Here is a 21,856-nt window from a genome sequence, read left to right on the forward strand (position 1 = left end):
CTTTTTTCCCTTTCCAATCCAAGGTAGCGTTGTGTGCTTAAACGTTAAAAAGAGTGCATTAAGTCCTTCAATTTTGAGTTACTTTTTAACCAATACAGCTAGCTAATGGTGTCCGTTGACCGACCTGACATTTTGCTAAGGCAAACCCTATACGTCTAAAAAACTCATGGCAATGCCCAGACGCATCTTCTTGAAATCACATATGGGATGCGTCTCCAGTCAAAAATCACGGTCTAGCCGACCATCCACCCACTCGATAGCTGTGCGCTTCTTGTATCAACGCTTGAACGTTTGACTGTCTCTGGCAACCTGGTTAAAGATAATGGGGGTCTACAGAACGCTTTCAGCGGAAAAGCTAATCATCTTCATACCTAGGATGACCCCCTAGCGTAAACTATCGCAGGACCTACCACACACCTTCTAAAGGAGTTGAATGGCCTCTCCTCGATTGTCCACACAGAGCACCTCACCTGACTGATTATAAATGATGTCCGTATCTCAATGCTGTCTCGATTGCTCTCCTTGTTATCTGTGGGGGTCATCGATAAAGGGGAAGATATCGTCTCTTCCAGAAGACTTTGAAGCGGAAAACCACTATAGCCAGCATCCACTATCGGATATTGGGTCCGATCGATCGTCGTCTGATGTGCGTTTCAACTGAGTCGCTTGGCTACTGTTAGCTCTCCTATTGAAGCAGGTGCTACTTCCCAAGCAACTGGGAATTCATAAGACGCATCAACCATTAGATGACAGCGAAAACCCTAGTGGATTTCCTTAGTGACTCTCACATTTGGATGATGGCGCTCTTTGATGGTGACATCAGCTTCTCGATCTGACCACTTGTTTTTACGGATTTTCTTGCCGTAGGCTGCCCCATAGCTATCGATAAAGGTTCCATCCAAAGCAAAATCCCAGATAAAATCCAGTCTTCCATATCAGGATAAACGTCCTCTAGGTCCTGAATAAAGTGAGAACAAGCCGATTTTGAGGGCGCATAGACCATCTTGACGGTACCCATTCTTCTGTTTAACCCCATGCCTTTCAAACCCACAGGCTTGGCGCAGTTGGCTATTCATGTTCAACTGTCGGATGAACGATTGGTCTGTTTGGAGTTGGAGGACGAGTTTAGCCACATAGGCCACAAAGTAGGCATGACATTATGATCGTGACAACCTTGTTTGCGTTTTACTTCCAGACGGTGCAATATAGCCGTTTCAGGAGGTTCATCTAAGGCCATCAACAATTTTTCCAAATCTCCCAGTTCATGTTCTTCAAAGAGATTCATTTAGGTTATCATTTTCATAGCGAGACTTCAGGAATAGATATATTCACACTAACTATTATAACGCCTTGACGTTTGATTGAGGGTCACAAAAGGGAAAAATCGCTACATTTTGTGGCGATTTTTCCCTTTTGTGACTATCTGAATGCTTCTGGACTTGATGTGAACAGCAACGTGAATGGTGCAGACAAGCTCCTTTTTAGCTTTTATTAAACGTTCTCCCGACTAGCTAACCAGTGTTGGGCTTTTCCCAAGATTTCCTTTTGGTATTGCCACAAAAGTATCATGAGCACGGATGCACTTGTTAAAAATAAGCCTAGTTTAAAGCCCGGAGGTGAATAAGTGATGCTTAGCTGGTGAACACCAGGTTTTAATTTGAAAGCCAGCATCGCTCCAAATGCCTTTTCTGCCTTTACTAATTGACCATCAACTTTGACTTTCCAGCCTTTATTATATGGGATAGAGGTATAGAGATAGTCGTTCCCCTCCACTTGAGTGACTGGACCCGCTAATCGAGTGGAAGAGACTTCTACTGGTCGCCATTTGCTTACGGTAGAACTAGCTACTGCTGTCTGAAACCGCTCATCATCAAAGCTGTACACTCCCAAATCAGCTAGATCAATCGGGTCATCATTATCAAGAGTAAACTCGATCCTTTGTGTTTCGCCTTTGGCAGCAGAAGCAATTCCCCATATCTGTGGGTGACGAAAACGATCAAACATTTTATAATTCTCGCCATTCAAGCTAGCAGTAAATGTTCCCATATCGTAATTCTTGATATGGGGCGCATAGAGATAATAAGACCGATTATCCTGTGGCGTGAAGCTCATTCGAATCACAGCAGGTTTATCTGGCGATAAACGTTTCATCATGCGACCGCCATAAGCTGGGTCGACATCCATGTTATCCAGAGTAAGGGAGAGATAACCAGCTGTAATCGGCTCAATAATAGGACGTTCGTCTCCAAATATCCCCGTATACAGAGTGTTTTGGTTCTCGATCGGATTCTCATCTTTCAATTGAAATTTCATCAACTTCGCACTACCAGAATAGCCCAAACCCAAATAGTTTGGATTTTTAAACAATATCCACTGATTCACCTTTTTCACTTCTTGGAAATAAACCGGGTTGAATTTTCTCGTGTTGATTTCCCAATGTCCTGTTTCGATAAACTGGTTGAGATTAAGGAGGGCGTCCGTCAAGGGGGTACCACCTGTGTAAACAGAAATAGCGGTTGACGACTGTAGACCTAATTTCCCCAAAAATTCTAAGGTTGCATACTCTACGCTAGAAGTAAAATGATTTACTCCGTAATAGTTGTAAACGAGCGAATCGTTCCACGTACCCAATTCGGATTTTTCCAACCGGGTCAGACCTGTTTGATCAATCGCTAGCTGGCGATAGTTTTTTTCTACCTTAGCTTCATTTTCCAAGATATTTTTAGGAATAAGCCACAGAGTGCGAGCAGTTGATATTCCTGCGTTTACCCCTAAATCAAGCAAGGTCAGTCCTAAAATAAGTACGACTCCTAAACTTCGTCCCTTCGGAGTGAGTAGACATCCCAAAATTAGGATCAACAGCACCACTGAGAAAAAGAGTTGCTCATTGGTCACTAAAGGATATTTCCAACTAGAACGTGTCCCAATTGCTACACTGATGGCAATTGTCAAAACAGTTCCTGTTCCTATCAATTCCAAGTAAGTCCAAGAATGGACAGACCTCAAGGCCAGATAAGCAAGTAACAAGAAGAAAAAAGAAAGGACAAAAGCATTGCGGTAGTAAAAACCAACTGGCATTTGCAGCATATGCCAAAAACGAATCGGCGCATAATTTGAAAACGCTAAAACTAGTGTTATCAAAACACCTGCAGTCCACATTTTCTGACGAGACGGGAGATGTTTAGCAAAGAAAAATTGTGATAAGCCAACTAATCCCAGTAACCCGATATAGATATTAGGAAGCGAATGGCTATCCCCCCATTCTTCTCCGCTCACTGCTCCTGGAAAGAATTTTAAGAACAACTTCAATGGTTGGTATACAAATTGGACATTCCACGGTACAGGTGTTGCGCCTGCCACCTTTGTTTCCAAAAGAGCGTAGAAAACAGGCAACAACCAGACCGAACTCAAAGCCAAGCCCAATAAAGAATACAGCGCCAAACGCACAATCTGCTGGAGGCTACGTTGTATTTTTTGCGATTTGGCAAATGTATAAAAAATAGCATAAAAAACAACAAAAACGCTAGCCATAAAGGCCGTGTAAAATTGGATGACAAACATACTCGCTAGCACCAAGACGTACTTAAAGCTTTTTTGCCCATCTAAAATTTTCTCTACACCAACCAATAAAAGAGGTAACAAGATTAAATTATCTAGAAAATTTGGATTCACCTGATTGGCTAAGAAAAAACCATTCAGCCCATATGACACTGAAATCGCTAAGCCTAATAAGCGGTGTTGATCCACCTGGTATCGTTTGTGCAAGAAATAATAAAAGGTCAAACTAGCTAGCGCATTGCGCAAGAGCGTTATGCCAAAAATCGCCAGATTCAGGTAGCGGGCAGGCACCAGTCCAATGATAAGAGATAGTGGACTTAGACTATTAAACCCCCAAACAGGAGACATGACACCACCAAGCCCTTTATGCCACGACCAATAGAGAGCTCCAATATCTCCCGATTTAAACAAATGCCCTAAAGCACGATAAAGGGGAATATATTGAAAGGTATAGTCTCCACTCATCAATGTCTTTTCCCCAAATGGATATAGGCCAACCTTCCAAAATGTCGCTGTCATGACGACTATCGGAAGCAAAAAAGCCAGAGCAAAAAACAATGGATTCGACTGATTCTGTGGCAAGTAATTCCCATTTGAAATACCATCTAATGGAATCGATTTTTTTTCCTTAAAAATCGGTTGGTTTATCCATTTCATCTTTGATAATAATTTCATCGTTTTTAGACTTTCATTATGTAGGATTCATGCCATTTTACCATACGCAAAAGGGAAAAGCAAAACCTTCCATCGCCAATAACACCCCTTGCGAATAGCTCTTTTCCGTTTTTCAACAAGGGATTCTTTAAAATTTCCCATTTATTTGAACCTTCCTAGCTTTCTACTTCCTTTTTCTGTTACAATAATCTTATGGAAAATTTGAAACAACTAGTTACAAAAGTAATAAAACATGAAGTCTTTAAATATTTATTTTTCGGTGTCCTGACGACGGCCTTTTATATCCTTGTCCGAAATGTCCTATATTTTATCTACCCTAACGCTTCTATCACCACCATCATCGCCAACGTCATGTCTATTACATTCGCTTTTTTTACCAACGACCGTTTTGTGTTTAATCAGAAAAAAGAAGGTTGGCAAAAACGATTTGCGACCTTCTTCAGTGCCCGATTATTGACACTTTTAGTGGATTTCGCCTTAGCCTTTATCTTCGTAGACACTTTCCCAGGGATCATCGGCCAATTTGTTCATCACGACCTTAAAGTAGTCAACGCCATTGAGACTTTTGCAGCACAAGTCTTTATGATGGTGTCCAATTATTTTATTAGCAAATTCCTGGTATTCAAGGATAAAAAATGAAGTCAGACAAACACTTCAGAATATCATAAAAGCATAGAATAGCGTTAGCAACAACGTTATTCTATGCTTTTTAACATATCTATTTTTCAAAAGAAACAGATATTCAAATTTTCATCCAGCCTTATTTTTATGCTATTTTTACTTGATCCTTATCTTCTGTCTTTGTTCGCCACTTGATGACCACAACAATTCCAATAGATACCATCGAAATCAAGACTCCTTGCCAAAAACCGTCTGGTGTAAAACTCATCTCAATCTTATGTTTCCCTGCGGTAATTGGGAAGGAGAGAAGACTTTCCCAAGCCTCCTTGGTTTTTACTTCCTCGCCATCTACTTTGACCGTCCAACCCGGATTATAAGGAATAGAGGTCATCATAACGTCGCTATTATCTGTAATATTGACCATTCCTTCTACTTTTGTATTGGTGAATTTCGTCACTTCCATGCTTTGCTTCTTACGCTCTGCCATAATGGATTTGATTTTATTGGCATCTGATCGCACAAAGGCCATTCCGGTCAAATCTAATTGGTCATCTTTTGTGACTTCAAAGGTCAATTTCACCTCTTGTCCTGCTTGGTTGGAGGCAATATTCCATAGCTGAACCTGATCATATCTTTGCGAATAATTATACCATCGATCATTAAGTAAGACACCAATCTTACCAATTGAATCTCTCAAGCTATTGGGGGCTTGGAAATAGTAGGTCATGTCACTTTGTAAAACCGTTCTGTAAATGACTTTGCCAGGCTTGGTTTTATCAATCCGATTAAAAAGAGTTTTTCCTTCTACCCCAGCTTCCTCCATATTCTCTAACTCAAGATGCTGGAAGCCAAATGGTTCAAAATACAGGTCTTCTACTCCAGACATGGACGAAAGGATGATATTTTGATTAGCAACAGGATTATTTGTTCCAAACTTAATGCTCTCTGTCACAGCATTTGTCCCAAAAGCAATGGATAGAACGTCTGGATTTTCATAAATCTCAAAGCGATTATTCTCATAAACTTTATGATAATCTTGCATCAAATCTTTTCGGGTCAAATATTTACCGAAAAATTGCCAGTCTGGGTGATTTTCCATATCCTGCTCTGTATAATCTTTGCGGACAAGGAAATAACGTACCCCATAGAGAGCATCTGTTAAGGGAGTCCCATTGGCATAATAAGTTGATGCATTTCCACCAACATCCCCCAAGGAGCCGAAAAGCTGAATAGTGGATTTTTCCATATTAGAACTAAAATTGCTGAGCCCTGGATAATCCACAAGGAAAGGGTCATTTTTGGACAACAAGAATTCTGAGGCTACACGATAAAACGGTTCGTTACTTAATACTTTGATAACATCAGATAATTTCTGAATATTTTCTGTACCGTCTGTAAACTTAAAGGCATCATCATAGTGAGATGTCCGTTGAGATAGATAAGCATTGTAGCTTAACTCAAATCCTGTCAAAGCCAGCAAAGCCATTAACCACACCCGGGACGCTGGCCGAAGAGCCAAATACGCCAATACTGCAAAAAATGTTATAGCGGTTAAAAAAAGTTGGTGGAACATAATCCCCTGCTTAAAGGCGATCCAGATTCCTATAAAAACAGCCAAACATAGAAGTAACGATTTTGTCCGATCATTGTTCTCAGTTGACACATGCTTCCAAATATACCAAACAAGACCGGAAAAAATAAGGGCAAGGAAGAAAAATACGCCTACTGAATGTTCCCCTACAAACTTCACAATAGCCTTTGAATTTTCTGCGTTAATCTGCGTGAATTTATGGCTCTTAATATGCGTTTGAACATAATAAAGAGATGCCACTGTTAGACCAAGACCAGTCGCCCACCCAATCCAAGATAATTTTTTCTCTTCACGCAAAGCTTGATAAGCTAAAAGCACGATAAAGAAAGAGAAAATCCAAGAAAAACGGAAGAAGAATCCAGCTGGATTTTGTCCCATATGCCAGATCTTATTGACAAATTCATTGCTAAACGATAGCACAAAGATCACGCTGATGATCGCCGCAGCCATTTTTCGATACAAGTGTGCAGTAGCATAACGGAAAAATAGGAAGAATCCAACTAAAGCCAAAGCTCCCACATAGATATTTGGCAAATTCGGACCAGTTGACCAACCTGATACATCATCAAATCCGCCAACGACCAACTTAGAAAGAATATCTAAAGGTTTAATTTGAAACGCCCAGGAAAACGTCATCGGCGAGTCATAGGCTCCCTTACTGCGCAACAAATTAAGGAAGATTGGATAGAGTAAGAAGAAAATGGATCCAATAGCCAAGACCGACTCTCCCACTACTCGCAAGAGAGGCATAAAAAACGCCTTACTCTTTTCTTTGAAACTTCCTTTTATTTGCCAAGCAGGTGCTTGATAATAGCAAGCATAAAGGGCTACAAATAAACAAATCATAAAGCCCATATAAAAGTGGAGAAACAAAGATAGTGCTAGTACCATCAAATAACGGAAATTCCTCTTCCCGTCCAAAGCCTCTTCTAGATACAAAATGACCAGTGGCAACATAATCATTGCATCATAGAAGATAGGATTCATCTGATAGGAAACAATCATACCTGACATCGCGTAGGCAGATGCCAAAACGGGCACTAGGAAAGGATTGTAATCAAGCGCCTTGTAACGCTTGATTAGTAGATAAGAAAAGGCCAGACCTGTTGCCCCATAGCGGAGCCAGATCGATAAGAAAATCGCCCATTTAAACTGCGTCAAAGGCAAGATAATATAGAAAATATTGAAGGGACTAATGAGATTGAAACCCCAAATCCCAATCATCGAGCCACCGATTGACTTAGAGAAGGAATAAAAGAATCCAGACCAATCCCCAGTCAACACCGTTCTTTTAAGAAAACTATATAGGCCAATATACTGCTGACCGAAGTCTACAGCCATAAAAGTTTTTCTACCAAAAGGGTAAAAACCGTTCACAATCCAAGCCAAAGCCATCAAAAGCATCGGTGCTAAGGTGCTAGCGATTAAAATTTGCGTTTGTCGATTTGTCCTGACAGCCTGCCAGATACTTTTCAATTTACTTAAGATGTTTATCCTCATCCAACAATATCCTCTTTTGCTTTTTCTATATTTGAGTCATCAATAACGAAATGGGGACGCTTCTTCACTTCATAATAGATTTTACCGATATACTCTCCAAGAATCCCTATTGAAATCAGCTGTACACCACTGAACAAAATAATCAGAGCAATTGTTGTAAAATACCCACTCACAAGAGCCTCTGGGTGTACAAAGTAGAGGACAAACATTGCTAATAGATACAAGATAGCTAGACCTATACAAGCCATACCAAATTGAATACAGACACGAAGGGGCTTATCATTAAAAGAAATGATTCCTTGAAAAGCATAGTTCATTGACCGTTTAAATCCAAATTTGCTTTCTCCCGCTTCACGCACCTGATTCTTGTATGGAATCACTTTCTCATTAAAGCCAATCCAGGCAAAAATCCCTTTTGAAAAACGATTGTACTCAGGAATAGACAGGAGGGTCTCAACTGCCTTACGACTAAATAGTTTAAATTCAGAAATACCATCTGTTAATTGCACATCCATCAATTTATTTGAAAAACGATAAAAAAAATGCGCAAAGAAAGTGGATTGCCTTGATTCCCCCTCACGGTTACGGCGGCCACTCACCACATCATAACCTTCTTTATAATATTTCACAAATTCAGGAATCATGCTAGGCGGATGTTGCAAATCGCCATCCATCAACATCACAGCCTCACCGCTGGCATATTTTAAGCCGGCTAAAATCGCACCTTCGCGACCAAAGTTCCGGCTAAAACTGATAAATTTTACCTTTTCATCCCTCTCAACAATCCCCTTCATCAAAGAAAGGGTCTTATCTTTACTACCATCATTCACAAAGACCATTTCATAATCCGTCAATTGCTCTGGCACCATCGACCGCAATTGTTTTGAAATTTCTACGTGCGTTTTTTCAATCATTTTTTCTTCATTAAAGAACGCTACAACAATGGATAATTTCATCCAATTCTCCTTTCTACTGTATCTCTTAACCAGTAAGCATATCAGAATTATTCTAGCATATTTTGTACTTTTTTTATCAATCGTATCCAGTCCGAACCCACGCCGTACGCATGAAGAAAATGTATGCAACCGTTTTCAGATTATATACATTTTTTCAATACATTTTCAGATGTTTTGCATTTTCCGTCACCATTTCTTTATTCCTGTTAAAATTATAACATAAATTTAGAGATAAAAATGAGTTTACATTTTGAAAACCTGATTTCTGAAAGCTCTATTGTCTTCATGCGTCTAGCGCGACCTGAACCGAGGTCAATCGCGAAATTCTTAAACATAGAAAGAGTAGACAAAATACCTTCACTTAGTTAGTCAAACTATTTTTTTATAGAATGACTTGAGGACAGTAAACTTAGGCCAGCCTTAAAAAGGGGCTTAAGCAAGAGTTCCAATAACGCGTTGATCAAGTGCAGAAGCAGGTGTACAGGTTCTCACTTCTGCTAATAAACTTTTTAGAGAATTTAGCCTAAAGTGTGGTAAAATAATATCAGTTTTATCTCTTAGAAAGTCACCTATGAAAACACTCGTTAAACATCTCTCGCCTACCAGACGGATTCTCCTCTTTTTCTTAGGAATGATCCTGCTAGGGTCTTTTCTCCTAAACCTTCCCTTCATGCAACTTGAAAGCTCTACAGCTAGTTATTTGGACCACCTTTTCACAACCGTTTCGATGGTTTGTGTGACCGGTCTATCCACCCGAGCCGTCGCTGAAACGTATAACACATTGGGCCAGATAGTCTGTATGTTTCTCATGCAAATTGGAGGGCTCGGCGTTCTAAGCTTTCTTGGATTTCTCTACCTTGATGTTCGTAAGAAATTCAGTCTCCTTGATCGAACCACTCTTCAGGAAAGTTTAAATCGCGAAGAAGCTACCGGATTCAAGGACTTTATGAAGGCGGTCTTTGCCTTCACCTTTGCTATCGAAGGCCTGGGGGCTATCTTTCTCAGTTTTCGATTAGTCCCGCTCCTGGGTTGGTCCAAAGGTCTTTTTTCAGCAGTTTTCATGGCCATCTCCGCCTTTTGTAACGCTGGTTTTGATAACCTAGGTGCCAATAGCCTCCAGAACTACCCGACCGACTTCCTCCTCAATCTCACAGTAGCTAGCTTGATTATCATGGGAGGGATTGGCTTTTCTGTCTGGTTTGATCTCAAAACCCAATTCCTGCCCAAACGAAGCCTGCGTCACTTACGATTTCATACTAAGGTAGTCTTGGCTGTTACTGTCAGTCTATTGGCCATGGGGACCCTATTGACCTTCATCAGCGAATATCAGAATCCAGACACCATCGGCCATCTTGCTGTCGGGGACAAGTTGCTGGTCAGTTTCTTCCAAACCGTCAGCATGCGAACTGCAGGTTTTGCGACTATGGATTATACCAAGGCCAATCCCATCACCTTGCTCATTTTTGTCATCCAAATGATGATGGGAGGTGCTCCAGGCGGGACCGCAGGGGGAATCAAAATCACTACTCTCCTCGTCATTGTTCTATTTGTCCGCGGGCAAATCCTTGGTCTCCCCCACACGAACATCCGTTATCGGACCATCCCCCCTACCGTTGTTCAAAAATCATTAGCCATTACCAGCGTTTTTGTTGCAACTTTTATCCTAGGATTAATTCTGCTAACCGCTCTAGAGCCTAAGGCAGACTTCTTACACCTAGTCTTTGAAACCATGTCTGCCCTTGCTACGGTTGGTGTCTCCGCTAATCTCACCGGCCAACTCAGCCAAACAAGTCTTTTTCTTGTGATGGGGCTGATGTTCGCAGGAAGAATTGGCCCTATCACAGTTATCACCAGCCTAAACCGCCGGCAACCTTCTAAAAAACAAAACCTGCACTACGCCAAATCTGACCTCTTTGTAGGTTAAACTAGTATAAAAAGGAAACTCTTATGTCTGAAAGAACTATCGGAATTCTGGGCCTCGGTATTTTCGGGACCAGTATCGTTCACACACTAAAAAACTACGACTGCCAAATGATCGCTGTTGACAACCGCGAAGCCCATATCAATGCCGTTGCTCCTTACCTAGCTCAAGGGGTGATCGGTGATATTACTGATTTTGATTTGCTTGAAGCAGCAGGGATTGATACCTGTGATGCTGTTGTCATCTCGACCGGGACTAGCTTAGAAGCTAGTGTTCTAGCCGTTATGCACTGCAAAACCCTCGGAGTGGCTGAAGTAATCGCAAAAGCAACCAGCGACATCGCAGCCCAAGTTCTCATCAAAGTTGGCGCAGATGATGTCATCACCCCAGAAAAAGAAATGGGCGTCGCTGTGGCTAAGCAAGTCCTCTTTCCCAACACGACTGATTTCATCAGCATTGATGAAAATCTCAGCATTGCTGAGTTCTATCCTCCTGAAAGCTGGTTGAACCATACTTTGATTGAGATCCCTTTGAGACAGACCTATCAGATGAACCTGATTGGCTATCGGACAGAAGACTCTCAACAGATCAAGACCAACCTCACCAAAGATTATCGCTTCAAAGCCAATGAACGCCTCTTGGCCGTCATTGATAATGATCGCTTCGACCAGCTTAACGGCCTAGCCAATCTGAAATAGTAGCCTATCAAAAACCGCTTAACCTAGACATCTGGTTAAGCGGTTTTTGGTTAATCTCGGATTAATTTCGTGACACTCTCGCGCTCCTGTAAATGAAAGGGAACTGTAACAGAAGAAACCAAGAAATCTTCGTGGTTGATCTTTTTGACCAGATAAGAAACACTGTTTCGTCCCAGATGCTCTACATTGATGTCAAAAGTTGTCAAATACGGGTGCAACATGGTAGAGTAAACGGAATTGTTAAAGGAAAGTAGCGATAAATCTTCTGGCACTTTGATCCCATAAAAAGAGAGAAGCTGAATGACCCTGATAGACAAGGTATCCCCAATCACGATAAGAGCACTAATAGACTCCGATTGAATCTTTTCAATTAAGTGATGGAGGGTTTCTGCTTGCTCTCGGTCAAACAACTGAGCTTCAAACTGTGATAGCTGAAGCTTATTAACCCCTTTGAGATAGCCTAGATAGCGTTCCAGAAAGATCTCACTGCCTAAATCATCTGTCACAAATAAAATCTTTTCATGCCCCTTTTCATGAAGGTATTCGACAGCCGTTCGTGCCATAAGCTGATTGTCATTGTCAATGTAAACCGTCTCACTCCCACTATCCGTCGGTGATCCTACAATGACAAAAGGGATCTGATTTTCCGCCAGAAAACGCCGGACAGGGTCGTCGCTCTCTGAATAAAGAACAATAAAGCCGTCGACACGTCGCTGGCGATAAAGCAGCTGGACCTGACGCTCCAAGTCTTCCATGCTCTCACTAACCGCCATCGAAATGGTAAAATCATGCTTCTTAGCCTCATCAGCAATCGCTGTTAAGATCTCCATAAAGAAGGGCTCGCTGACCCGATCAGGGCTGACCAAGGGAGGCAAGACAACACCAACACAGTAGGTCAACCCACTGGCTAGCATCTTAGCCGCAACATTAGGCACATACCCGAGCTCTTCCATCGCCTGACGGACGCGCTCTTTGGTTTTTTTAGAAATAGACTGGCTGTCTTTCAAGGCTCTGCTAACTGTCGATGCATTAACACCTGCACGTTCTGCAACATCTTTGATTGTAACCATGTACCTCCTCCTTTCTCAGCTTATTAGAAAGTATACTGGCTTTTCTATAATAGTTTACGTTAAATCCATCCAAAAAACAAGCGATTGCTTGATTATTGCGCAAAACTGGCTATCCGTTTGCATCATGAAAACATTCTGGTGTTACGATTCGTCCTTAAAACGTGTTTTGAAGAAAACTAGAACTAACAGTAAAATAAAGAGGATATTTTGCGCCATGATGAGCGTCGTCATCGGTTGCCCGAGCAAACCAATCAGACAAGCCATTAGGGTTGGTAGACCCAGACAATTCAGGGTGAAAGCGTAGGCTTGCCTGAACCCTTTCAAGTCAAACCATTTGGTCAAGGACGTCAAATACAAAATCAGACTCGAGCCAAAAACCAAGAGAAGAAAATTCGTTCCTAGAATCAAACAAGACGTCCCTATCAAAAAGAGACTAACCCCAAATCGATTCTCTGAAAACCAGTAGTCCGAGAGAGTCGTCATCAACTGCTTCTTAACCTGTAGATCCTTTTCGGATAACTGACTATAAGGGACTTCTACCACTAGCAGGTCATCTTGGTGAATGATAAGCTTATCCTTGCCAAACTGGTAAACGATCCCTGTCTCTTCTGGACTGGTCGTCCCGAAAGAGACTTGTGGAAAGGTAGCCTCACCAACAACCAACCGGCCGTCACGTAACTCCCCATCTCCTAAGTGAGCCATAACTTCTTTGGTCAATGGATCATATACCCCCGCTACTATGCGCTCCAACGGATAAGTCATCAGCTGCCCAACTTGGAGAGAGACAGGAATAAATAAGAGAGACATCAAAAAGAACGTCGTCAGGACCATCTGCCACACAGACAGGCTCTGTCTCTGTCCAAAAATGCGCCTTGGTGGAAATAAGCTTGAAAAATAAGACATCGGGTAACGGTTCATCAATGATCCTTTCGTAGAAAGAAGGGGAGGCAACTCCTTGCCACCTTTAGTTAACAGTTCTTATGTTTTATAAATAAATCTCAATAGTAAACTGGCCAAGCAGACGCATCGTCACTCAAAGCATCTGTTTTATTGGCACACCAACCGGCTCTTTGGTTAGTCATTGAGCAAGCGGCTAACCAACCTACTCCTCTAACTCCAATACCGACATAAGGCAGATGATTGATTTCCTTTACTGGCCTTTGAATCGTTTTTACGCCAACTCCGACTTCATCTACAATGGCTTGTCCTGTCACCTTAGGCTTTTCCTTTATTTTACCTTTGATAAATGCTATAAGTGTTGCCTTCTCGTGAGGGACATCCTCTCCACCAACTTTTTGGGTAGCGCTTTTCTTAATCCGCCACCTTCTAGTGGTTTTCTAATCTCTTTCCTACTTATCGAACAGTCCTAAGTCACGTCGACTCGCCACAAGAAATAAGCACTAAATCAATCTTGATCTCCTTATCAGTCGATTAATAGGCTTATGTTATCACTTTATAGACACTCTGTCAAAAAGGAATTGACTTAATCAGAACCCAAAAGAGAGGGGCAGAAATCGGAAATTCGTGAGAACTCGATTTTCCCTCACCTCCTTAATTTTAGGGTTCGGGCTGAAACAGTCTCCTCCGTTTTTGACACTTGCTTTCGCAAGTGTCATTTCCCGATTAAACAGGTCTCCCAGACCTTTTTAATCCAGCTTCACACAGTTGAGTAGGACAGCAAAAGCTGATGAAGTCGGCTTGCTTGATCATTCAAAAACAAAGGGAGAGGCAAGGACTTTTGCCCCAGCCTCTGCACTTTTGGGAATCCTTCGAGCTTGTCGACTATCCTTTTGTCCCACCTTTTGTCAATCCAGAAACAAAGTTCTTTTGAAGCATGAAGAAGAGGATACAAATTGGAACAGAGATAAGAATGGCACCAGCCGCAAACAAGGTTACTTTTTGATTTTTAGCATCAGATATGAAAGTCTGCAACCCTACTGCTACAGTATAATTTTCCTGTGAACGAAGTAAAAATTTAGCCAGCATAAAGTCCCCAAAAGGTCCCATGAAAGCCCAGAGTGCCTGAACCGCAATCATTGGTCTAACTAAAGGTAAAACAATCTGCCAGAGAATACGTAAGTGACCAGCACCGTCAAGTTTCGCTGATTCATCTAAATCATAAGGCACTGTATCAAAGTAGCCTTTCATGAGCCACGCATTCATCGGGATACCCCCACCAACATAGATCAGAATAAGGAACCAGTACTGATTAAGGGCGTTGAAGAGCCAAGCCATAACGAAGTAAGCAGTCAGTGCAGCCATGGTTGGCACCATTTGTACGACCAAGAAAAAGAGCAGACTTTTCTTCTTACCAAAAAAGTTGTAACGACTATAAGCATAACCAGTTAGGGTGACAACCGCCACCTGAATCACCATGGTAAAAAAAGCCACAATCAAGGTATTCAAGTACCATCGAGCGTATAAGGTTTCTGTAAAGAGACGCTTAAAATTGTTCAAGGTAAAATTACTGTTTAAATCAAAAATAAAAGCTGTTGTGTTACCTGGACGAAAGGCTGAACTAACCGTCACTAAGATAGGAAACAAAATAACAATAGACAAAATCAACAGATAGGCATAGGTGAAGAACCGTGTCAAAAATTTCTTACGTTTGACAGAACTTGAGAATGATTTAACAGCCATCTATCTATCCTCCATATTAAATGCATTAAATTTCTTAAAGGTGACCAGAGATACAGAAATAACTATCAAGGAAATGATTAAAGTCACCGCAGATGCCATTGAGAATTGTGGCGAAGTTTGAGTGGTCAATTTATAAATCCAAGAAATCAAGATATCTGTAGCACCAGCACCACCACCGACGCTACCTGGTCCACCGTTGTTGAAGAGGTAGATGATGGAGAAGTTATTAAAGTTAAACGTGTACTGTGAGATAAAGGTCGGTGCTGCCACAGCTAAAATCATCGGCAAGGTAATTTTCCAGAATTTCTGCCAAGCTGTTGCCCCATCGATGATAGCAGCCTCATACAAATCTGCTGGAATAGATTGAAGAATACCAGACACTAAGATATAAACATAAGGAAAACCTAGCCAACCTTGTACCATGATAACCGCAACCTTAGTCCAGAATGGATCGGTTTTCCATGGGATAAGACCAAAATCAACAAAAGGAATAAATTTCTCAATAAATGGCAATACCTGCATATTCATGGCTCCGATTGAGTCGTTAAAGAAATTACCAAAACTCATGATGGAGATAAAGGCAGGAACAGCCCAAGGCAAAAGGAAGATAACCCCGAAAATTCTCTTGAACTTAATAAAAGGTTGATTGGCGATAATAGCTGTCGCAACTCCGATAACAATCTGTAAGGTAGACGCCAACATTGTCCAAATCAAGGTCCAAGTCAATACAGAAGAAAATGCTTTTCTAAAAGTACTGAGTTTAACAATGTTGATGAAATTTTTAAACCCAATCCAGTCCAGCAAGCGTTGTGGTGGAATATGTTTGAAGTCGTAGTTAGTAAAGGCGATAAACAGGGTCACCATAACAGGAAACACAATCGCAAAGGCCATGGCTAAGTAAGCTGGAATTGTTAGCAAATAAGGGAAGCCATTCTCATAGATAGAGTTTAAGGTTTCTTTAGCTGTAATTGGCACCTTAAACCCATCTCTAATTGAATGGGCCGTTTGATAAGCATCTCGCATGGTTGCTACATGGATAAAGGCCATAACAATGAAAATAATCAGTTGCATAGAGCCCTTAATAAGCAAAAATAAGGAATGATCAACGACTGGCGTTGTCCCTAGAGTAATCAATCCCTGAATGGCAGGAATACCAAAGGTGAGGATTTCAATCATTTCCAGAGCAAAAACGCCAAGAAGCATGAGACCTTTTGCCTTCTGACCGTTGTAAAGTTGTCCTAGTCCTAGAATGAGGGATAGCCACATGGCTTTTTTTGGACTGTGATGTTGTGAATCGTTTGTCATAATGATCCTTTCTACAATAGATGATGAATTAAGAAGCCATGGGTTGCTAAGTTTGTGTCGGTCAACCCGTTAGCGATGACTAACTGACCGACAGCAATCTCTCGTTCCTGCCCCTTGTTAATGAGTAACTCAATGACCTGAGATGGTGTGTGTCGTCGAACACTTAGCAAATCGCCCTGAGATGTAATGGTGATGTCACCTTTTTGGAGAGCTGGTAGTTGCCTCAAGCGAATAATTTTCTTGAACAGTGTTAATAAATCGTTGTCTTGGGTCACCTTATCCCAGTCGAAACACCTACGACAATCGGGGTCATAGCCACCTTCCATAGCAATTTCTGTGCCATAGTAGAGACAAGGAATACCGACATAGGTGAACAGCAAGGCAACAGCTGCTAGTAATTTATCTGTGGAGCACCCAATCTCTGTGAAAAAGCGGTGGGTATCATGAGAGTCCAAGAGATTCAAGTTCATGCGATTGACCTGATTTGTATTGCGCATCAGAATATGATTTAGCCGTTCGGCCATCTCCTGAGAAGAAATGGTCTCTTTAGCAAAATAATCCAAGCAAGCTTTTGTGAAGGCATAATTCATGATGCCATCATACTGATCCCCTTGTAAATAAGGGTAGGCATCGTGCCAATTTTCTCCAATGATGAGAAGATTTGGATTGACAACCTTGACTGCTTGTCGAAACCGTCGCCAGAAATCATGTGACACCTCATCCGATACATCAAGACGCCAACCATCAATCTGAAACTCACGCGTCCAGTGAAGGGTTACATCCAGAAGGTAGTCTTGAACATCTCTATTTGATGTGTTGAACTTAGGCATATAAGAACAGGCGGCAAAAGTCTCATAGTTGACCGCTTTTTGGTCTACCATATCTCCGTCAATCATAAACCAATCAAAGTAGGGGGAGGCTTTCCCATTTTTTATCACGTCTTGAAATTCGGGAAGCAAATCACTAGAATGGTTGAAGACCGCATCTAGAATAATCTTCATATCTAAACTGTGGATATCCTCAACAAGCTTTTTTAAACTGAGTTTGCTACCAAACTGTTTGTCAACATCGTAATAATCTCGAATATCATACTTATGATTGCTGATGGATGAAAAAATCGGAGTCAGGTAAATGGTAGTTATCCCTAAGTCCTTGAGGTAGTGTAACTTTTGCCTAATCCCCTCAAGATCACCTCCGGCAAAACTTTTCGGAAGTGGCTTGTCCGTCCACGCCATATTGATGTAAGTATCATCCTTCTCAGCATCTCCGCGATAAAAACGATCTACAAAAATCTGGTAAAATACCGCACTGTCTGCCCAGTCAACCACGCGATGAATATCAATTGGATTGATATAAGGGAGTTGGAAGCAGTTATAGAAAGCATGAGAGAAATCGTAGGTTTTGCTAAAACCATTCTCATGGTAGTACCACTCCTCGTCACCATCTTGTATTTTGAATACATAGGTTAAGCGAACATCAGAGAGCTTCAAACAAACTTCATAATAGGCATGCAAATTGTCTATATACTTTAGTATTAGCTTTACTTCTCTCTGATCTTGATGGTAAGTGTATTTATTTCCATAAACCAAATTAATGGCTAAATCCCTATCTTCTTTTGCAACTCTAAGTCTAAGTAAGACTTCGTTTTCGGAGATTGCAAAACAATATCTGGAATCAGGAATATGTAAAAATCCCGCTTTATTCACTATATCTCCTTAATAGATATCATCTGTTCAGTCTTTTTCTCTCCCTACTAAATCTCTTAATAGAGAGAGAAAAAGCTGAGCAGAAATATATCTGAATCAGCTTTTATAAGTTATTATTCAGTATATTTTTGCTCGATGGTTTCTTTTATGAATGTTACAGCTTCTTTGCTGGCTGTCTTAGCATCTTTTTTACCTGAAGCAACATCGAAGAACAAGGTTGCAGCTGGTTCCCAAATCTCTGCCATTTGAGGGATATTTGGCATTGGTTGAGCATTTGAGAATTGAGCAATAACAGCACTTGTCAACTCATTTCCTTGTGCTGAAGCATATTCGCGTGCTTTAGTATTAGCAGGAATTTCTTGCGTAGCATCGTAGAATGATTTTTGGTTTTCTTCGTTTGTGACATAGTCAAGGAATTTTTGAGCAACATCCATGTTTTTGCTGTAGTTTGAGATAACCCAAGCTTTACCACCACCGAAGGCTTCATAATTTCCACCATTTGTAAGGGTTGGAATTTGCGCAGCGCCGAAGTTTACACCAGCTTCTTTAAGTGATGCCGCAGCCCAAGGGCCATCAATAATTGCAGCTGCTTTACCTGATGTAAATTGTTCTGTGATGAAGTCTCCAGCTTTTGTTGTATCTTACATTCCTTGAGGCCACATTGCATACCATTTTTTAGCGTACTCAAGTCCTTCTACAGTACCAGCATTGTCCAAACCAATATCTGATGGGTCAGTTCCGTGATCACCAAAGACATAACCACCGTGACCAGCAATTAAGCCGTAAGCGTAGTAGAAGTTAGTCCAGTTTGCCAAGAATGCCACTGATTTACCATTTTCTGAAGCGAAGGCATATTTAGCATCTTTTTGAAGCTCTTCGAGTTCTGCAAATGTTTTTGGAGCCTCTTTAATTAAATCTTTGTTGTAGTAAAGAATCAGTGATTCAACAACAGCTGGAGCACCGTAGATTTTTCCATTTAAAGTGACCAAGTTTTGTGCTGTTTCATCGTAATCAGCTTTGTTACCCAAAGTGACTTCGGCAAGCTGACCTTCGTTACCTAGTCCACCAACGCGGTCATATGGTGCCACAAAAACGTCTGGAGCAGCGCCTGTTGGACCATCTGTCGCCAACTTATCCAAGGTATCAATCATACCTTCTTCTTTAACAGTGATTTTAACACCATTTTCTTCTTCAAACTTACCTTTAATACTATTGATATAGTCAACATAGCCGGTATCAACGGAAACCACTAAAGATTTATCCCCATCTGATGCTGGCTCAGCTGATTTTGAAGATGAACCACCGCCACAAGCGGCTAGCGAGAGAGCTGATGCGCCAGCTAGAGCTGAAAGCGCGACTTTTTTAAAGTTGATTTTCATTATATTTCCTCCTAATAATGAGTAGATGTGATGATTGAATTATAATCCAGCAGTAAAATGGTGAGACGTTTTCTGAGAACTAGATTTAAAACATGAGCATGCTCATGCAAACTTACTTAGACTAATCAGCCCACACCAAGTTTGACCAGATGCTTTCAATCCATTCCACAGATAACTAACAGAACCTTGGTTTTATTACGAGCTTCTTCTACCGAAAGACGGCCTCCTTTCTAGTCTAGCGATGTTTAGAAACAACTAACGCAACCGTTTTCTTAAACTAAGATTAGTATACCGCAAATTGGAGACGGTTGCAAGTCTTTTTTACAATTTTTTTAGAAAAATTTTAGGCAGGAGACATTTAAACCCGTTTAATCTACTTTTAAACTAAGCGTTACCTGTTAAGTCTATGTTGGATTCCGTAAAATAATGTTGAAATTTAGATGTTTCTCTTGATTTGTAAGCGGAGACAAGATATAATAGAAAAAACAAAGCAATCGTTTGCGCATTTGTTTTCTTAAGCGCTACTAAACACAAATTAATTTGAGGTACTTTAATCATGAAAGAACGTCAAAGTGGAGTGCTCATGCACATCTCCTCTCTCCCCGGCAAGTATGGTATCGGCTCTATGGGGCAGGCTGCCTATGACTTCGTTGATTTCTTAGTCCGGACCAAGCAACGCTACTGGCAGATTCTTCCTTTGGGGACGACCAGCTATGGGGATTCTCCTTACCAGTCCTTCTCTGCCTTTGCAGGCAACACACATTTTATTGATTTTGACCGTTTGCTAGCCGAAGGATTATTGAGTCCTGAAGACTTAGTGGGTGTGGATTTCGGAGGTAATCCCGCTGAAGTTGACTATGCTAAGGTTTTCTACGGGCGTAGGCCTATTCTGGAAAAAGCTGTTCAGCGCTTCAAAGCCTCTGGTTTGTCTGAAGGTTACTATCGCTTCTTAGAAGAACATCACGGATGGTTGGATAATTTTGCAGAATACATGGCTATCAAAGAATCCTTCGGTCTCAAGCCTTGGACAGAGTGGGAAGATGCTGCGATCCGTTCCCGTCAACCAGAAGCTCTGGCCAACTATCGTGAACGTTTGGCTGAGGCCATTGACTACCACCGTATCACCCAATATTTTTTCTTTAGCCAATGGTTGGCCTTAAAAGCCTATGCTAATGAGCGAGGAATTGAATTTGTGGGGGATATGCCGATTTATATCGCTGCAGATTCAGCGGATATGTGGGCCAGCCCTCATTACTTCAAGACGGATGACGAAGGCCGACCACGTGTCGTGGCAGGCTGCCCACCAGATGCCTTCTCTGAAATTGGCCAACTCTGGGGTAATCCAATCTATGACTGGGATGCCATGAAAGCTGATGGTTTCAGATGGTGGATTTCCCGCATCAGAGAGAGCTTTAAACTCTACGATATGGTACGGATTGATCATTTTATTGGTTTTGCCTCCTTCTGGGAAATTCCTGCTGGCGAAGAGACGGCTGTCAACGGCTACCGGGTCGAAGCCCCTGGTTTTGAACTCTTTGACGCCATTAAGGCAGAGCTGGGGGAGCTCAATATCATCGCCGAAGACTTGGGATCCATTACCGATAAGGTCATTGAGTTGCGTGAGACAACCGGCTTCCCTGGTATGAAGGTTTTACAATTTGCCTTTGACCCAGATGGTGATAGCATCGAAAGCCCTCATAATCATCGGAATAATGTCGTCGCCTACACAGGGACCCACGACAACAATACCATCATCGGTTGGTACGAAACTGAGACGGACGAGCGTAGTCGGGCTTATCTAGATAAATACAGCAACCGGCGTGAAGGAGAGACCGTCAATCAAGCAATGTTTCGTATGCTCTTTTCATCCGTCGCCTTTATGACCATTGTGACCATGCAAGATCTGCTTGGTTTAGACGGTAGCACTCGGATGAATCTCCCAAATACTCTAGGCGGTAACTGGGTATGGCGAATGACCGAAGAGCAACTCAGCCCAGACATCGAAGCCCAACTCCTAGACTACACCCAAACCTATCGTCGTGAAAACAACAAACTGAACTAAACTTAAAAACCAGACGGGTTCTTCCGTCTGGTTTTTGGTTATTATGCGACTTTAAGTCCGTCACGCTCCGAAGGTGCGTGACCAATAAACCACCCGCTATGCGGGTGCGCATCGAAGGTTATACCAAAAAACTCCAAACGCGATACAATAAAGGTGTTCAAGCCTATTGTAGAG

14 protein-coding genes and 1 pseudogene are annotated in these 21,856 nt (G+C 41.6%); 4 read left to right on the forward strand and 11 right to left on the reverse strand.

The annotated features are described in order from the left end of the window. Positions 1 to 761: 761 nt before the first annotated feature. Together HF992_RS11940 and pgfM2 are read right to left on the reverse strand one after the other, a co-directional pair. Positions 762 to 902, reverse strand: coding sequence for a hypothetical protein (locus HF992_RS11940; protein WP_246201226.1), 141 nt, complete (start codon positions 900 to 902; stop codon positions 762 to 764). Between the two features lie 589 nt (positions 903 to 1,491). Beyond that, on the reverse strand, positions 1,492 to 4,233 hold the full coding sequence (gene pgfM2, locus HF992_RS03875) for a glycosyltransferase PgfM2 (protein ID WP_246201227.1): 2,742 nt from the start codon (positions 4,231 to 4,233) through the stop codon (positions 1,492 to 1,494). A 192-nt stretch (positions 4,234 to 4,425) separates the two neighbouring features. Between pgfM2 and HF992_RS03880 the strand changes: the two genes are divergently transcribed. Beyond that, entirely contained in the window at positions 4,426 to 4,872 is a 447-nt protein-coding gene (locus HF992_RS03880) for a GtrA family protein (protein WP_168548746.1), read from the forward strand. A gap of 127 nt (positions 4,873 to 4,999) precedes the next feature. Here HF992_RS03880 and pgfM1 read toward each other — a convergent pair whose 3' ends face one another. Continuing rightward, a complete protein-coding gene (gene pgfM1, locus HF992_RS03885; RefSeq protein WP_168548747.1) occupies positions 5,000 to 7,945 on the reverse strand; it encodes a glycosyltransferase PgfM1 in 2,946 nt (981 codons plus the stop codon). Beyond that, positions 7,942 to 8,901 (reverse strand): glycosyltransferase PgfS, encoded by a 960-nt coding sequence (gene pgfS, locus HF992_RS03890; RefSeq protein WP_168548748.1) that lies wholly within the window; start codon positions 8,899 to 8,901, stop codon positions 7,942 to 7,944. The genes pgfM1 and pgfS overlap by 4 nt, the downstream gene beginning before the upstream one ends. A gap of 571 nt (positions 8,902 to 9,472) precedes the next feature. Here pgfS and HF992_RS03895 point away from each other — a divergent pair. Together HF992_RS03895 and HF992_RS03900 are read left to right on the forward strand one after the other, a co-directional pair. After that, complete coding sequence (locus HF992_RS03895; protein ID WP_168548749.1) at positions 9,473 to 10,825, forward strand: TrkH family potassium uptake protein; 1,353 nt, start codon at positions 9,473 to 9,475, stop codon at positions 10,823 to 10,825. Positions 10,826 to 10,848: 23 nt separating this feature from the next. Then, positions 10,849 to 11,520 carry a potassium channel family protein gene (locus HF992_RS03900; protein WP_168548750.1) on the forward strand — a complete coding sequence of 224 codons (672 nt, stop codon included), beginning with the start codon at positions 10,849 to 10,851 and terminating at the stop codon, positions 11,518 to 11,520. Positions 11,521 to 11,570: 50 nt separating this feature from the next. Here the strand turns inward: HF992_RS03900 and HF992_RS03905 are convergent, their stop codons facing one another. The 7 genes and pseudogenes from HF992_RS03905 to HF992_RS03935 all read right to left on the reverse strand — a co-directional run bounded on the left by HF992_RS03905 (position 11,571) and on the right by HF992_RS03935 (position 19,620). After that, the gene (locus HF992_RS03905; RefSeq protein ID WP_168548751.1) at positions 11,571 to 12,590 is read right to left on the reverse strand and encodes a LacI family DNA-binding transcriptional regulator; all 1,020 of its coding nucleotides are present in this window, start codon (positions 12,588 to 12,590) and stop codon (positions 11,571 to 11,573) included. 141 nt (positions 12,591 to 12,731) lie between these two features. Next, on the reverse strand, positions 12,732 to 13,508 hold the full coding sequence (locus HF992_RS03910) for a hypothetical protein (protein WP_168548752.1): 777 nt from the start codon (positions 13,506 to 13,508) through the stop codon (positions 12,732 to 12,734). 80 nt (positions 13,509 to 13,588) lie between these two features. Continuing rightward, a complete protein-coding gene (locus HF992_RS03915) occupies positions 13,589 to 13,804 on the reverse strand; it encodes a hypothetical protein (protein ID WP_168548753.1) in 216 nt (71 codons plus the stop codon). A 568-nt stretch (positions 13,805 to 14,372) separates the two neighbouring features. Then, positions 14,373 to 15,230 (reverse strand): sugar ABC transporter permease, encoded by an 858-nt coding sequence (locus HF992_RS03920; protein ID WP_168548754.1) that lies wholly within the window; start codon positions 15,228 to 15,230, stop codon positions 14,373 to 14,375. Further along, entirely contained in the window at positions 15,231 to 16,535 is a 1,305-nt protein-coding gene (locus HF992_RS03925; RefSeq protein ID WP_168548755.1) for a carbohydrate ABC transporter permease, read from the reverse strand. Between the two features lie 11 nt (positions 16,536 to 16,546). Further along, positions 16,547 to 18,241 carry an alpha amylase N-terminal ig-like domain-containing protein gene (locus tag HF992_RS03930; RefSeq protein ID WP_168548756.1) on the reverse strand — a complete coding sequence of 565 codons (1,695 nt, stop codon included), beginning with the start codon at positions 18,239 to 18,241 and terminating at the stop codon, positions 16,547 to 16,549. A 113-nt stretch (positions 18,242 to 18,354) separates the two neighbouring features. Then, a pseudogene (locus tag HF992_RS03935) lies at positions 18,355 to 19,620 on the reverse strand (extracellular solute-binding protein). A 556-nt stretch (positions 19,621 to 20,176) separates the two neighbouring features. Between HF992_RS03935 and malQ the strand changes: the two are divergent. Further along, positions 20,177 to 21,682 (forward strand): 4-alpha-glucanotransferase, encoded by a 1,506-nt coding sequence (gene malQ / locus HF992_RS03940; protein WP_168548757.1) that lies wholly within the window; start codon positions 20,177 to 20,179, stop codon positions 21,680 to 21,682. The last annotated feature ends 174 nt before the right edge of the window (positions 21,683 to 21,856 follow it).

The organism is Streptococcus ovuberis (assembly GCF_012396585.1).
Taxonomy (GTDB): domain Bacteria; phylum Bacillota; class Bacilli; order Lactobacillales; family Streptococcaceae; genus Streptococcus; species Streptococcus ovuberis.

Excerpts from the sequence above, each read along its gene's own strand:
- HF992_RS03925 (WP_168548755.1), bottom strand. The coding sequence starts at position 16,535 with ATGACAAACGATTCACAACATCACAGTCCAAAAAAAGCCATGTGGCTA.
- HF992_RS03895 (WP_168548749.1), top strand. The coding sequence starts at position 9,473 with ATGAAAACACTCGTTAAACATCTCTCGCCTACCAGACGGATTCTCCTC.
- HF992_RS03905 (WP_168548751.1), bottom strand. The coding sequence starts at position 12,590 with ATGGTTACAATCAAAGATGTTGCAGAACGTGCAGGTGTTAATGCATCG.
- HF992_RS03880 (WP_168548746.1), top strand. The coding sequence starts at position 4,426 with ATGGAAAATTTGAAACAACTAGTTACAAAAGTAATAAAACATGAAGTC.
- malQ (WP_168548757.1), top strand. The coding sequence starts at position 20,177 with ATGAAAGAACGTCAAAGTGGAGTGCTCATGCACATCTCCTCTCTCCCC.
- HF992_RS03910 (WP_168548752.1), bottom strand. The coding sequence starts at position 13,508 with ATGAACCGTTACCCGATGTCTTATTTTTCAAGCTTATTTCCACCAAGG.
- HF992_RS03920 (WP_168548754.1), bottom strand. The coding sequence starts at position 15,230 with ATGGCTGTTAAATCATTCTCAAGTTCTGTCAAACGTAAGAAATTTTTG.
- HF992_RS03900 (WP_168548750.1), top strand. The coding sequence starts at position 10,849 with ATGTCTGAAAGAACTATCGGAATTCTGGGCCTCGGTATTTTCGGGACC.
- pgfM2 (WP_246201227.1), bottom strand. The coding sequence starts at position 4,233 with ATGAAATTATTATCAAAGATGAAATGGATAAACCAACCGATTTTTAAG.
- pgfM1 (WP_168548747.1), bottom strand. The coding sequence starts at position 7,945 with ATGAGGATAAACATCTTAAGTAAATTGAAAAGTATCTGGCAGGCTGTC.
- pgfS (WP_168548748.1), bottom strand. The coding sequence starts at position 8,901 with ATGAAATTATCCATTGTTGTAGCGTTCTTTAATGAAGAAAAAATGATT.